Raw genomic sequence first — 13,360 nt, forward strand, 5'->3', positions numbered from 1 at the left:
TCAGCTCACCCGATCCTGGCCTGCATACGGATCCGGAATCCCGAGCCGCGCCAGGATTGCGCGCTCGGCGTCTTCCATCTCCTCGGCTTCCTCATCGGTCTCGTGGTCGTAACCGACCAGATGCAGGAAGCCGTGCACGGCGAGGTGACTGAGGTGGTGATCGAACGGTTTGTCTTCGTCGTCGGCCTCGCGGCGGACGGTCTGATACGCGATCGCGATGTCGCCGAGCATCCGCGGCGCGCCGTCCGGCTGCACCTCGGGTTGGGCTGCGGGAAACGACAGCACGTTGGTCGGCTTGTCCTTGCCGCGGAACGAGGCGTTGAGCTGGCGGATGTGATCGTCGTCGGTCAGCATTACGGCCAGCTCGGCGCCGCCGGTGTCGGCGTCGATCGCATCGGCGGCGGTTTCGATTGCGCGCAGCACGGTTGCTTCAGCCGATGCTTCGGCCTGCCAGCAATCGGCTTCGATCACGACTTCTGTGAATGGACGAGCACTACGGGTCATCGAGGCAAAATTACTATCCGGGTCCGCCCCGTTGCAATCGGGGTGGCGCCCAGGGCGTGGCTGCGACATCACGACTTACCATTCGCCGGTGACGGCGCTCCTTCGTAGGCGGCGACGATCCGCGCCACCAATTCGTGGCGGATCACGTCCTCGGCCCTGAACTGGACCTGGGCGATGCCTTCGACGCCGGATAGCAGCCGGGCCGCTTCGGACAGGCCGGAGGTCTGGCCGTTCGGCAGGTCGACCTGGCTGGGGTCGCCGGTGATGATCATCCGGCTGTTCTCGCCGAGACGAGTGAGAAACATTTTCATCTGCATCGACGTGGTGTTCTGCGCCTCGTCGAGGATGATCGCTGCGTTGGTCAGGGTGCGGCCGCGCATGAACGCCAGCGGCGCGATCTCGATCTCGCCGGACTGCAGCGCGCGTTCGACGATCCGGGCATCCATCAGGTCGTACAGCGCGTCGTAGATCGGCCGTAAGTAAGGATCGACCTTCTCGCGCAGATCGCCGGGCAGAAAGCCGAGCCGTTCGCCGGCTTCGACCGCGGGTCGCGACAGGATGATGCGGTCGACTTCCTTGCGCTCGAACAGCTGCGCGGCATGCGCCACCGCCAGCCAGGTCTTGCCGGTGCCGGCCGGGCCGACGCCAAATACCAGCTCGTGGCGCTTCAGCGCGCGGATGTAGGAGTCTTGCGCGGCGGTGCGGGCCCGGACCGGGCGTTTGCGCAAATTGATCGCCTCGAACGCGGTGGCGGACGGCTGCTTGGTGTCGAATTCGAACAGCGAGCCCTGGGCGATCACGGCGCGGATCGCGCCTTCGACGTCGCCCTGCACCAGATCGTGGCCCGACACCGCCTGGGCATACAGCGTTTCCAGCACGCGCCGCGCTGCGTCGCAGCCCTCGCGTGAGCCGCCGATGGTGATGTGGTTGCCGCGCGAATCCACCACCACGCTGAGCCTGCGCTCGATCTGAGCGAGGTTCTGGCCGTAGGGACCGACCAGAGCTGAGGCGGCACGGTTGTCGTCGAAATCGATGACGACCTGGGTTTCAGGCGGGTTCAAGCTGTCGCGATCGGGTTTGCGGCGGGAAACGAACGAAGACGATTCCGGTGCGCTTTTGACCAAGGGGGCTCAGGCTCCTGTGGCGGCCATCGCATCGGCCGGCCGGGAGGTTGCGGATGCGAGTTCGCCGAGCAGGCTGTAGCGTTCGAGGCTGTCGACGCGGACCGGCAGCACCTGTCCGATGATGCTGTCGGGCGCCATCACATGGGCGGGCTGCAGATAAGCGGTGCGGCCGACGATCTGGCCGGGTTTGCGGCCGGCGCGCTCGAACAGGACCTCCACGGTCCGGCCGATCGCGGCCTTGTTGAAGGCCGATTGCTGCTGGTCGATCAATTGCTGGAGCCGCTCCAACCGCTCGTCCATGACCGCTGCAGGCACAATCTCCGGCATGTCCGCCGCGGGCGTGCCGGGCCGCGGCGAGTATTTGAACGAATACGCACCAGCGTAGCCGATTTGTGCGACAAGCGCGAGAGTCGCGGAGAAATCGCGTTCGGTTTCACCCGGGAAACCGACGATGAAGTCCGACGAGAATGCGATTGCTGCGGAAGCCGACCGGAACCGGTCGATCACGCGGCGATAATCGTCGGCGGTGTGCTTGCGGTTCATCGCCGCCAGAATCCGGTCGGAACCCGACTGCACCGGCAGATGCACGAACGGCATCAGCGCCGGCAGATCGCTATGCGCGGCCAAGAGATCGTCATCGACGTCGTTCGGATGGCTAGTCGAATAGCGCAGCCGGACGATGCCGGGAATCTCGGCCAGGCGCCGCACCAGGCGCCCGAGCGACCAGGTGCGGCCGTCCGGCCCGTCGCCGTGATAGGCGTTGACGTTCTGGCCGATCAGCGTGATTTCGCGGACGCCGTTTTCGGCGAGCCGTTTGACGTCCTCGACGATCGCCGCCACCGGCCGCGACATCTCGGCGCCGCGGGTATAGGGCACGACGCAGAAGGTGCAGAACTTGTCGCAGCCTTCCTGAACCGTCACGAAGGCCGAGATGCCGCGAGCACGGATCGCGTCCGGCGCCGGCTGCGGCAGCACGCCGAACTTGTCCTCGATCGGGAACTCGGTTTCCAGCGCCCGGCCGAGCTGTTCGGCTTTGGCCAGCAGGTGCGGCAGGTTGTGATAGCTCTGCGGCCCGACCACGACATCGACCACCGGCGCGCGGCGGATGATTTCTTCGCCTTCGGCCTGCGCCACGCATCCCGCGACCGCAATCTGCATCCGCCGGCCTTGGCCTGCGGCCTCGTCACGCGCGACGCGCAGCCGGCCGAGCTCGGAATAGACCTTCTCGGACGCCTTCTCGCGGATGTGGCAGGTGTTCAGGATCACCAGATCGGCGTCATCCACGTTCGCGGTCTCGACAAAGCCTTCCGGCGCCAGCGCGTCCACCATGCGCTGGGCATCGTAGACATTCATCTGACAGCCGTATGACTTGATGTGCAGCTTGCGCGGCGGAGACATCGTGTGCGGGAGCCCAAACAAAAAACGCGCGTTTTCCAGCGCGTTGCCCGTCACTTATAGGCGAAACCCGGCGAAATCCAGCCGCGACCGGCGATTTGCCGCGCACAGTCCGTCGGGCGGCTAAAATTCTTCAATGATTATCGTCAGTTGCCGCATGTCGGCAAAACACCGATCGGCCCCGGCGGCGGTCAGCGCGGCCGCGCTGGCGTCGGTGCAATGGCCGCCGCCGTGAAACCCCAGCACGGTCATGCCGGCTGCCTTCGCCCCCAGCACCCCCGGCACGCTGTCTTCGATCACCACGCAGCGCTCCGGGGCGGCTCGCATTTGCGCCGCCGCGAACAGGAACAGATCCGGCGCCGGTTTGCCGTGCGCGACCTGCTCGGCTGAAAACAGATGCGGAGCGAACCGGCCGAGCAGACCCGCATGGGTCAGCGCGACTTGGATCCGATCCAGCGTGCCGCTCGAGGCGACGCAGAACGGCTGCTCCAGCGTGTCGAGCGCCTCGGTGACGAACGGGATCGGCTGCAGCGTTTCGGCGAAGGCGCGGAGCAGTGCACCGAGCAGGTTTGTTTCGATGTCGTCGGCGAAGCGCCGGCCAATCTCGGCTTCGATCTCGCGCCGGGCTTCGCGACCCGACCGGCCGAGGAAACGCGCCGCGACCTGGTCCGGCGTGATCGGATAGCCGTAGCGGGTCAGCGTTTCGGCATGAACCCGACAGGAGATCAGCTCACTGTCGACCAGGACGCCGTCACAATCGAAGATAACAAGTTCGGGAGTCACATCTGCGGCCGGCTGCAATTGAAACTAGTAACGCCGCGAGCCGGTAAGCTCGCGGCGATCGGCAGATGCGTCGGCGTGCGATCGGCTCAGGACTTATCGTCTTCGAGCGGCACGCAATACAGTTCGAGCCGATGATCGACCAGCTTGTAGCCGAGGCGGCGGGCGATCTCGGCCTGCAGCTTCTCGATCTCTTCGTTGGTGAACTCGATCACCTTGCCGTCGCGCAGGTTGATCAGGTGGTCATGATGGCTGTCGCGCATCTGCTCGTAGCGGGCGCGGCCTTCACGGAAGTCGTGACGCTCGATGATGCCGGCATCTTCGAACAGCTTGACGGTGCGGTACACCGTCGAGATCGAGATCTTGTCGTCGATCGCAACGCAGCGGGTGTACAGTTCTTCGACGTCGGGATGATCTTCCGACTCCGCCAGAACTCGCGCGATCACGCGGCGCTGCTCCGTCATGCGCATGCCGGTGGCGGCGCAGCGGGCTTCGATTTCGGTTGCCTTGGGTTCGGACATCGGCGTCAACGTGGTTGCGGGTGAATGGTTATTGGGCATTGTTCTGCCACTGTAAGGCGATCAGGACAAGTCGCGACGCATTATCAATGCGTTCAATTGTTCCCCGTTGGGCTGTCGGTAATAGCGCTCGCGTCGGCCAACCACCTGAAAACCGGTACGATTGTAGAGTCGTCGTGCCGGCTGATTGTTTTCCTCCACCTCGAGAAACACCGTGGCGACGCCACGTCCTGCGAGATGACGGAGGTGAGTCAGCAGCATTTCACGCGACAGACCGCGGCCGCGATACGAGGCGGCGATCGCAATTGATAGGATTTCGGCTTCGTCCGCGCCGATCCGCGATGCAACAAATCCGATGATTCGCCGGCCGACGCGCAGTCGGTGCACCAGCGTATTGCGCTCGCTCAAAAGGTCGGCGAATTCCTGTTCGTCCCAGCCGCGATGAAACGAAGCGGCATGCAGTTCGGCAAGCTTAGGCGCATCGCGCAGCGTCGCCGTTTCGACCACAGCGTCGGCGTAGCCCCAGAATTCGGCCAGCCAAGTCATCATTGATGGCACATACGGCAGCGCGTCATGCGGCGGGCTGCGCCGATTGAGCGATGGGATCAATCTTCGGCTTGGCGTCCGGCGGCCGCAAATAGAACGGCTTGGCAGGCGCGGCGTCCGGTGTTGCTGCTGCACCCAGCCAGGCGAGCCAGCCGATATCCGGCGCGGGGCGCTGATCCACCGCGAGCGGCGGTGGGGTCAGGGCCGGCCAGCGATCCGCAAGCAGCTGTGCGGCGTTGCCGACCAGCCGCGGCGCGCCGTAACGCGCGGCTTCCAGCGCTTCGGCGATCGGCGCCACCCGCGGGCGTACGATCATCGTGCCGTTGCCGGCGACGAGCTGATAGTAGACGTGGTCGTGACGGGCATCGATCACCGACAGGATCGGCGTGTCGTCGGTCTCGCTCACCAGCGGCGCCGCGAACGCCGACAGCGTCGTCAGCCCGACGACTGGCTTGGCGGCTGCGAGTGCGATACCGCGCGCAGCCGAGAGGCCGACCCGGAGGCCGGTGAAACTACCAGGCCCGGTGGTCACCGCGATGCGGTCGATATCGAGAAAACCGATCCCGGACGCGTCCATCACCCGGCCGAGCAGCGGCATCAGGGCTTCGGCGTGACCACGCTGCATCGCCTGCGATTCGCCCGCGAGCAGCCGATTAGCCTCGGTGTCCAGCACCGCTGCTGCGCAGGCGTCGAGCGCCGTATCAATGGCGAGGATCAGCATCCGGCTAACATATCAGCAATGCGACGGTTGCGTCATGTCCCGGGCGGGTCGATCGACAACTATTCGGATGGAGGGCATGGCGCGGTGCGTCATGCCTGTTTGTCGTGCTTGCCTAGCGTTGCGGCAGCTATCGGTCAGGAGACCGGGCGGACTTCCACCACTTCCGGCACGAAGTGCTTCAGCAGGTTCTGGATGCCGTGCTGCAAGGTCGCGGTCGACGACGGGCAGCCGGCGCAGGCGCCGCGCATGTTGAGATAGACGATGCCGTCCTTGAAGCCGCGGAACGTGATGTCGCCGCCGTCATTGGCGACCGCCGGGCGCACCCGCGTTTCGATCAGGTCCTTGATGATCTCGACCGTCTCGGCGTCGCCCTCGGCGTAGAACTCGTCATCATCGCCATCCTCGCCGTCCGACTTGCCGTCGGCCAGGATCGGCGCGCCCGACATGTAGTGCTCCATGATGGCGCCGAGGATCGCGGGCTTGAGGTGCTGCCACTCGCCCTTGTCCTTGGTGACGGTGACGAAGTCGGTGGCATAGAACACGCCGCTGACGCCATCGATGTCGAACAGCCGCGCCGCGAGCGGCGAGCGGGCCGCCTGGGCCGCATCGGTGAATTCCAGCGTGCCGCTGTCGAGCACGGTCCGGCCGGGAATGAATTTCAACGTGGCCGGATTGGGGGTCGGTTCGGTCTGAATGAACATCGAATGTCTCCGTCGTCGCCGGTTCAAGGCCGGTGCGTAGGCTTCTCCTAGCAAATAGCGCTCGGAAACGCACGGTCAACCCGCGGGCTCTCCCGGAGGTTGCTGAAAGTCGCTGACAACGCTCACGTTTTCGAGGGCCGCACAGGCTCAGGCGAGGGCGTCGATGTCGTCGTCGGTGAGGCTGGAGGCGACCATCATCACCGGCACCGGGAAGGTGCCGAGATGGCGCACCATCGCGGTGACGATCGGACCCGGTCCTTCCGGGCCATCGTCGGCCGCCAGCACCAGCATGACGATGTCGACGTCCTGGTCGATCACCTTGCGCACCTGGGCGATGGTGTCGCCCTCGCGGATCACCCGTTCCGGCGTGATCCCGGCGACGCCGTTGGCGCGGCCGGAGGCGCGGTCGAGCGCAAGCTCAGCGGTCTCGATCGCTTCGGCGCGCATCACGTCGGCGACGCCGAGCCATTGCTGGTTCTTGTCGAGGATCTCGATGACGCGCAGCATCACCACGCCGCCGCCGACCCGCACCGCCCAGCGGCTGCCGTAATACACCGCGCGATCCCACTCGGCGGTGTCGTCGACGATCACCAGACATTTCGGCTTATGGCCGGATTCATAGCTCCGTCGCTGGCTGCTCATTGGTGCCCCCGGAGTTCCCAAGCGCGCGCCCGCGCAACGAAGCGATGCTGCCATGGCGACAGCGGGCAGGACAAGCGGGCGTCTCGGACCCGACGTCATGCGCGGGCTTGACCCGCGCATCCATCCAATCTTGCAAGAGTCCTTTGAAGAAGATGGATGGCCGGGTCGAGCCCGGCCATGACGGGAGCGTACGAAGCCTCAGCCCTTCTTGCGCACCATGCCCATGATGTCCTTCACGGCCACCATGGTTTCGGCCGCGATCGCACGGGCGCGGTCGCTGCCGTCGGCAAGCACCGAGTCGACATAGGCATGGTCGGCCGAGAGCCGCTTCATTTCGCCGGCGATCGGCGACAGCTTGGTCACGGCGAGGTCGACCAGGTTCGACTTGAACGCGGAGAACTGCGCGCCGCCGAATTCGGTCAGCACGTCGGTCTTCGGCTTGCTGGACAGCGCAGCGTAGATGCCGACCAGATTGTCGGCTTCAGGGCGGGTCTCCAGGCCCTTTTCTTCGCTCGGCAGCGGCTCCGGATCGGTCTTGGCCTTCTTGATCTTTTGCGCGATCGCGTCGGCATCGTCGGTCAGGTTGATGCGCGAGTAATCGGACGGATCCGACTTCGACATCTTCTTGGTGCCGTCGCGCAGGCTCATCACCCTCGTCGCCGGGCCGGTGATCACCGGCTCGGGCAGCGGGAAGTAAGCGTCACCGAAGCCCTGCGCCGCAATCGAGGCCGAGAAGTCATTATTGAACTTCTGGGCGATGTCGCGGGTCAGTTCGACATGCTGCTTCTGATCCTCGCCGACCGGAACGTGGGTGGCGCGATACACCAGAATGTCGGCGGCCATCAGCACCGGATAGTCGTACAGGCCGACCGAGACGTTCTCGCGGTCCTTGCCGGCCTTCTCCTTGAACTGGGTCATGCGGTTCAGCCAGCCGAGCCGGGCGATGCAGTTCAGCACCCAGGCCAGTTCGGAGTGTTCCGCCACCTGGCTCTGGTTGAAGATGATCTGCTTCTTCGGATCGATGCCGGACGCGATGAACGCCGCGGTCACTTCGCGGATGTTCTTGCGCAGCTCGTCCGGACCGCCCCAGACCGTCACCGGAACGGTGATGGCGTGCAGGTCGACGACGCAGTAAACGCAATTGTGCGTCTCCTGCATCTTCACGAAGTTCACGATCGCGCCGAGGTAATTGCCGAGATGCAGATTGCCGGTCGGCTGGATGCCGGAGAATACCCGCTGCGTGATGGCCATGATCGTGATTCCCGCGCTTGGTCTGGAAAAGGCGCCGTGAAGTGGCACAGCTGCGCTAGTCGCGCAAGCCACGTGGCCGCCGCAGCGCGCGGAGCACCCCATCAGGACGAATGACGCCGGACAGCATCAAAACTGCAGCATAGACGATTAGACCGCCGCCGATCAGCACCGCGAGCGCCGCGGCTTGGACCAAAGTGGAGCCTGTCGCCATCAGCGGCAGGACCACGCCGGCGGCGAACCACAGCAGCGCGCCCATCACCAGGGATGCAAGCACGATCAGCACCAGCCGGCGCCGCGCCGGCGCATCGATGGTGACCCCGAAGCGCTGCACGCCGCGCCCCAGCAGCAGGGCTGCGTTGCTCCAGGCGCCGAGGCTGATCGCGGCCGCGACCCCGGCGGCGCCGAACAGCCGGCTGAGCAGCACGGCGGCAACCAGCGCGACCGCAACCGAGATGAGGGTCGCCACGAGCGGCGTGCGGGTGTCTTCGCGGGCGAAGAACGCGGCCGACCAATTCTTGGCCAGCACCTGGGCGGGCAGGCCGACCGCCAGCACAGCCAGCGCCTGCGCGGTGGCGGCCGAGTCGGCGGCGCTGAACGCGCCATGTTCGAACAACAGCCGCACGATCGGTTCGGCGAGGACGATCAGTCCGAAAGTCGCAGGCAACGCTACTCCGACCGCCAGTTCCAGACCGCGCGAGGCGGCTTCGGACAGCGCTGTCCGATCGCCGCCGCGAACCGCCCGCGCCAGTTCCGGCACCAGCACTGCGCCCATCGCAACGCCGACGATGCCGAGCGGCAGCTCGATCAGCCGGTTGGCGAAGTACAGCCATGACACTGCCGCCGGCTGCGCCGAGGCGATGATGGCGCCGGCGACGATCAGGAGCTGCGGTCCGGAATTGGCGATCATTCCGGGGATCGCCTTGGCGAAGAATGTCCGCATCGCCGCGTCGAACCCGGCGCGCAGCGGTGTCGCCAGCCGTTCGCCGCGGCCGTTGACCGCCAGGATCGAAAGCTGCAGCAGCCCGGCAACCCCGACGGTGCCGGACAGGATCAGCGCCGCAATGGTCGGGTCGTTGTGGCCGAGCAGCAGCACTGCCGTGACGACGATCAGCGATATGTTGAATAACAGCGGCGAGAACGCGGTAAGGCCGACTTTGCCTTGCGCGTTGAACAACCCCATCATCACCGCGACCGGGCCGGCGAAGGCCAGATACGGCAGCATCAGCCGGGCGTCGCGGGTTGCCATCAGTAGTGCGGGCTGGCCGATGAAGCCGGGGGCCAGCGCGGCGATCAGTAGCGGCATGAACACGCCGAGCAGGATCGCCAGTAGCAACGTCGCCAGCGCAATGCTGCCGAGCAGCCGCCCGGCGAACGCGGCCGCCGCTGCGGGACCGTTGTGCTCGCGCACTTTCAGCCAGGCCGGCACTAGCGCGGCGTTGAGCGCGCCTTCGGTCAATAGCCGCCGCGTCACATTGACGAGCTGAAACGCCAGCAGGAACGCATCCGCCACCACGCCGGCGCCAAGCAACGCCGCGACCAGCGCGTCGCGAACGAATCCCAACAAACGTGACGACAGAGTCCCTGCGGAGACGGTGAGCAGCGGGCGAAGCATCCGGCCTTATAGCCGGATTGCCGGCGCAACGGCCCGGCGCAGCTCGGTTTAGTGGCCGTTTGGTAAAGGGGTGGCCCTGTTGGCCGGTAGGCTTCCTACTCCCGCCGTCATCGCCGGGCTCGACCCGGCCATCCATCCTTTCTCGAAAGGGCATCTTGCGAAGACGATGGATGCGCGGCCCTTCGCCGCGCCGAAGGGCTTCGGCCCCGCAGGCGGGTCGAGCCCGCGCATGACGACCTTGGGAACCGCCCTCGCTTGCGGCTGCCGACCCGAACATGATAGGTCGGCGCGCCTTTCGCGCGGCCGGTGATGCACCGGCCCGACCCGCACAATCCGCGGGATTTTCCTTATTTCTCCCCGTTATGGATCGAAATCGATGAGCTCAGCCCAATACGATGTCCTCGCTATCGGCAACGCGATCTTCGACGTGCTGGTCCGCACCGAAGAGGACTTCCTGGTCAAGCACGGCATGGCCAAGGGCGGCATGGCGCTGATCGATGAAGCCCGCGCGGCGGCGATCTATGCCGACATGGGCCAGGCCACCGAAATGTCCGGCGGCTCGGCCGCCAACACCATCGTCGGGCTGGCTTCGTTCGGCGCCCGCACGGCCTATCTGGGCAAGGTCAAGGACGACCAGATCGGCAAGCTCTACACCCACGACATCCGCGCCGCAGGCGTCACCTTCGACACCAAGCCGGCAACGGACGGCCCGGCGACCGGCTGTTCCTACATTTTGGTGACGCCGGACGGCCAGCGCACCATGAACACCTATCTCGGCGCCGCGCAGGATCTGTCGCCTGCCGATATCGACGAGGCCAAGATCGCGGCGGCCGCCATCACCTATCTCGAAGGCTATCTGTGGGATCCGCCGCAGGCTAAGGAAGCGTTCCTGAAGGCCTCGAAGATCGCGCACGGCGCCGGCCGCAAGGTGGCACTCACGCTGTCGGATGCGTTCTGCGTCGACCGCTATCGCGGCGAATTCCTCGAGCTGATGCGCTCCAAGACCGTCGACCTGATCTTTGCCAACGAGGCCGAGCTGCACTCGCTGTACCAGACCTCGGATTTCGATGCGGCGCTGACGCTGCTGGCTCAGGACGTCGCGCTCGGCGTCGTCACCCGCAGCGAAAAGGGCTGCGCGGTGGTCGATAAGGATGGCGTCACTTTGGTGCCGGCGGCTGCGATCGATCAGCTGGTCGATACCACCGGCGCCGGCGATCTGTTCGCGGCCGGCTTCCTGTTCGGCCTGGTCCGCAACCTCGGCTACGAAAACGCCGGCCGCCTCGGCGCGCTGGCGGCTGCCGAAGTGATCCAGCACATCGGCGCCCGCCCGCAGGTGTCGCTGAAGGAACTGGCGCAGCAGCACGGGCTGGCGGTCTAGAGCATTTCTGATTTCGACGGAATCAGGACTGCACTTCCTAGCGGTCGCAGCTTGCAGAACCTCATGGTGAGGAGGCGCGAAGCGCCGTCTCGAACCATGTGCCGCAAGCCCTGCGGCTCCTCATCCTTCGAGACGCCCGGCTTTGCCGGGCTCCTCAGGATGAGGACTTTAGTGCGCTTGGAAAGGCCAAGTTCGCTTCAATCAATCGATGAAGCGCTCTAAGCCTCTCCCCCAAGTCATTCCGGGGCGCGAACGAAGTTCGCGAACCCGGAATCTCCTGCTCGTGGCATCGGCGTCTCGCAGAACATGTCGGGATTCCGGGTCTGCGCGCTGTCGCGCGCATCCCGGAATGACGTCGCCCTTGCTGTTACTTGCAACGACAGCTTACGCCGTCTTCGCCGCCTTCAGGCCGAGCTTGGCCTCGACCTTCTCGCGCATGATGAACTTCTGGATCTTGCCGGTCACCGTCATCGGGAATTCGTCGACGAATTCGATGTAGCGCGGGATCTTGTTGTGGGCGATCTGGCCCTGGCAGAATGCACGGACGTCGTCGGCGCTCAGCGTTTCGCCGGGACGCGGGCGGACCCAGGCGCAGAGTTCTTCGCCGTAGCGGTCGTCGGCGACGCCGAAGATCTGGACGTCCTGAATCTTCGGGTGGCGATACAGGAATTCCTCGATCTCGCGCGGATACAGGTTTTCGCCGCCGCGGATCACCATGTCCTTGATGCGGCCGACGATGTTGCAGAAGCCTTCCTCGTCGATGGTGGCGAGGTCGCCAGTGTGCATCCAGCCGGCGGCATCGAGCACGTCGGCGGTTTTCTCCGGCTCGTCCCAATAGCCGAGCATCACGCTGTAGCCGCGGGTGCAGAGTTCGCCGCGCTGGCCGCGCGGCACGACCTTGCCGTTGAGATCGACGACCTTCACTTCGACATGCGGATGAATGCGCCCGACGGTCGAGACCCGCCGGTCTTCCGGATCGTCGACCGCGCTCTGGAAGCTGACCGGGCTGGTCTCGGTCATGCCGTAGGCGATCGTGACTTCGCGCATGTTCATCGCATCGTTGACGCGGCGCATCACTTCGACCGGGCACGGCGCCCCCGCCATGATGCCGGTGCGCAGTGACGACAGATCGAAGTCGGCGAAGTCCGGATGATCGAGCTCGGCGATGAACATCGTCGGCACGCCGTACAGCGCCGTGCATTTCTCGCGTGACGCGGTCTGCAGCGTCACCAGCGGGTCGAAGCCTTCGCCGGGATACACCATCGTGGCGCCGGAGGTGACGGAAGCGAGGTTGCCCATCACCATGCCGAAGCAGTGATACAGCGGCACCGGAATGCAGATACGATCCGCCGCGGTGAGTTTCATCGCGCGGCCGACGAAGTAGCCGTTGTTGAGGATGTTGTGATGCGTCAGCGTCACGCCCTTGGGCGAGCCGGTGGTGCCGCTGGTGAATTGGATGTTGACCGCATCGTCGAACTGCAGCTCGCTTGCGAACGCCGCGATCTGGTCGCGGTGGCGCGCGCCGCCCATGGCCGCGACCTCGTCGAACGCAATCGTCCCCGGCGCATTCGGTCCGCCGATCTGGATCACGGTGCGCAGCTTCGGAAGCTTGGCTGATTGCAATGCGCCGGGCGGCGAGGTCGCCAGCTCGGGGATCAGCGTATTCAGCATCTCCATGTAGTGCGAGGTCTTGAACGCGGTGGCGGTCACCAGCGCGGCGCAGCCGACCTTGGCGAGCGCGAATTCCAGCTCGCTCAAGCGGTAGGCCGGATTGATGGTGACCAGGATCAGTCCGGCTTTGGCGGCGGCGAACTGCGTCAGCGTCCATTCCGGCCGGTTCATCGACCAGATGCCGATGCGGGCGCCGCGCTCTAAGCCGAGCGCAACAAAGCCGGCGGCCAGCGCATCCACGCGTTCAGCGAAGTCGCGCCAAGTCCAACGGGTGTCATGGCTGGGTGAAACCAGCGCTTCGCGATCGGGCCATAGCGTCACCGCGCGGTCGAGTGCCTGGCCGATGGTGATTCCGAGCAGCGGCGCGTCGGAGACGCCGCAGACATAGCTGGGGGTCGAACTGGTCACGTCCTTGGTCCTCGCCTTAGCGCCCGGACAGTTTGGAGTGCCGGGTCGTGATCGTGTGGGCTTGTCGCCTCTTTCACGAAGCATAGCGCCGCCGGCAGGGCATTGCGAC

The 13,360-nt window shown here is 65.5% G+C and carries 13 protein-coding genes; 1 reads left to right on the forward strand and 12 read right to left on the reverse strand.

What is annotated here, in order from left to right:
• The 11 genes from ybeY to murJ form a co-directional block, all read right to left on the reverse strand.
• Entirely contained in the window at positions 1 to 504 is a 504-nt protein-coding gene (gene ybeY / locus RPPS3_RS02330) for an rRNA maturation RNase YbeY (RefSeq protein ID WP_159060637.1), read from the reverse strand.
• A gap of 68 nt (positions 505 to 572) precedes the next feature.
• Complete coding sequence (locus RPPS3_RS02335; RefSeq protein WP_107342667.1) at positions 573 to 1,628, reverse strand: PhoH family protein; 1,056 nt, start codon at positions 1,626 to 1,628, stop codon at positions 573 to 575.
• Positions 1,629 to 1,634: 6 nt separating this feature from the next.
• Positions 1,635 to 3,026: a tRNA (N6-isopentenyl adenosine(37)-C2)-methylthiotransferase MiaB gene (gene miaB / locus RPPS3_RS02340; RefSeq protein ID WP_107346389.1), complete on the reverse strand. Its 1,392-nt coding sequence runs from the start codon at positions 3,024 to 3,026 to the stop codon at positions 1,635 to 1,637.
• A gap of 120 nt (positions 3,027 to 3,146) precedes the next feature.
• Positions 3,147 to 3,806 carry an HAD family hydrolase gene (locus tag RPPS3_RS02345; protein ID WP_107342668.1) on the reverse strand — a complete coding sequence of 220 codons (660 nt, stop codon included), beginning with the start codon at positions 3,804 to 3,806 and terminating at the stop codon, positions 3,147 to 3,149.
• Between the two features lie 86 nt (positions 3,807 to 3,892).
• A complete protein-coding gene (locus RPPS3_RS02350; RefSeq protein WP_107342669.1) occupies positions 3,893 to 4,324 on the reverse strand; it encodes a Fur family transcriptional regulator in 432 nt (143 codons plus the stop codon).
• A gap of 60 nt (positions 4,325 to 4,384) precedes the next feature.
• Positions 4,385 to 4,870 (reverse strand): ribosomal protein S18-alanine N-acetyltransferase, encoded by a 486-nt coding sequence (gene rimI, locus RPPS3_RS02355; RefSeq protein ID WP_107342670.1) that lies wholly within the window; start codon positions 4,868 to 4,870, stop codon positions 4,385 to 4,387.
• 22 nt (positions 4,871 to 4,892) lie between these two features.
• On the reverse strand, positions 4,893 to 5,588 hold the full coding sequence (gene tsaB, locus RPPS3_RS02360) for a tRNA (adenosine(37)-N6)-threonylcarbamoyltransferase complex dimerization subunit type 1 TsaB (protein ID WP_107342671.1): 696 nt from the start codon (positions 5,586 to 5,588) through the stop codon (positions 4,893 to 4,895).
• 134 nt (positions 5,589 to 5,722) lie between these two features.
• Positions 5,723 to 6,289, reverse strand: a complete 567-nt coding sequence (locus tag RPPS3_RS02365) for a NifU family protein (protein ID WP_107342672.1) — start codon at positions 6,287 to 6,289, stop codon at positions 5,723 to 5,725.
• Positions 6,290 to 6,436: 147 nt separating this feature from the next.
• Entirely contained in the window at positions 6,437 to 6,931 is a 495-nt protein-coding gene (locus tag RPPS3_RS02370; protein ID WP_107342673.1) for a universal stress protein, read from the reverse strand.
• Between the two features lie 198 nt (positions 6,932 to 7,129).
• The gene (gene trpS / locus RPPS3_RS02375; RefSeq protein WP_107342674.1) at positions 7,130 to 8,182 is read right to left on the reverse strand and encodes a tryptophan--tRNA ligase; all 1,053 of its coding nucleotides are present in this window, start codon (positions 8,180 to 8,182) and stop codon (positions 7,130 to 7,132) included.
• A 55-nt stretch (positions 8,183 to 8,237) separates the two neighbouring features.
• Positions 8,238 to 9,794: a murein biosynthesis integral membrane protein MurJ gene (gene murJ, locus RPPS3_RS02380; RefSeq protein WP_107342675.1), complete on the reverse strand. Its 1,557-nt coding sequence runs from the start codon at positions 9,792 to 9,794 to the stop codon at positions 8,238 to 8,240.
• A 376-nt stretch (positions 9,795 to 10,170) separates the two neighbouring features.
• Here murJ and RPPS3_RS02385 point away from each other — a divergent pair, with 376 nt between their 5' ends.
• Positions 10,171 to 11,172, forward strand: coding sequence for an adenosine kinase (locus RPPS3_RS02385; RefSeq protein ID WP_107342676.1), 1,002 nt, complete (start codon positions 10,171 to 10,173; stop codon positions 11,170 to 11,172).
• 384 nt (positions 11,173 to 11,556) lie between these two features.
• Here the strand turns inward: RPPS3_RS02385 and RPPS3_RS02390 are convergent, their stop codons facing one another.
• The gene (locus RPPS3_RS02390; protein ID WP_107342677.1) at positions 11,557 to 13,251 is read right to left on the reverse strand and encodes an AMP-binding protein; all 1,695 of its coding nucleotides are present in this window, start codon (positions 13,249 to 13,251) and stop codon (positions 11,557 to 11,559) included.
• Positions 13,252 to 13,360 lie beyond the last annotated feature (109 nt).

The sequence above is a fragment of the Rhodopseudomonas palustris genome (assembly GCF_003031265.1).
GTDB classification, from domain to species: domain Bacteria; phylum Pseudomonadota; class Alphaproteobacteria; order Rhizobiales; family Xanthobacteraceae; genus Rhodopseudomonas; species Rhodopseudomonas palustris_H.

Coding starts and splice junctions, on each gene's coding strand:
- ybeY (WP_159060637.1), bottom strand. CDS start 504: ATGACCCGTAGTGCTCGTCCATTCACAGAAGTCGTGATCGAAGCCGAT.
- miaB (WP_107346389.1), bottom strand. CDS start 3,026: ATGTCTCCGCCGCGCAAGCTGCACATCAAGTCATACGGCTGTCAGATG.
- RPPS3_RS02350 (WP_107342669.1), bottom strand. CDS start 4,324: ATGTCCGAACCCAAGGCAACCGAAATCGAAGCCCGCTGCGCCGCCACC.
- rimI (WP_107342670.1), bottom strand. CDS start 4,870: ATGATGACTTGGCTGGCCGAATTCTGGGGCTACGCCGACGCTGTGGTC.
- tsaB (WP_107342671.1), bottom strand. CDS start 5,588: ATGCTGATCCTCGCCATTGATACGGCGCTCGACGCCTGCGCAGCAGCG.
- RPPS3_RS02365 (WP_107342672.1), bottom strand. CDS start 6,289: ATGTTCATTCAGACCGAACCGACCCCCAATCCGGCCACGTTGAAATTC.
- RPPS3_RS02370 (WP_107342673.1), bottom strand. CDS start 6,931: ATGAGCAGCCAGCGACGGAGCTATGAATCCGGCCATAAGCCGAAATGT.
- trpS (WP_107342674.1), bottom strand. CDS start 8,182: ATGGCCATCACGCAGCGGGTATTCTCCGGCATCCAGCCGACCGGCAAT.
- murJ (WP_107342675.1), bottom strand. CDS start 9,794: ATGCTTCGCCCGCTGCTCACCGTCTCCGCAGGGACTCTGTCGTCACGT.
- RPPS3_RS02385 (WP_107342676.1), top strand. CDS start 10,171: ATGAGCTCAGCCCAATACGATGTCCTCGCTATCGGCAACGCGATCTTC.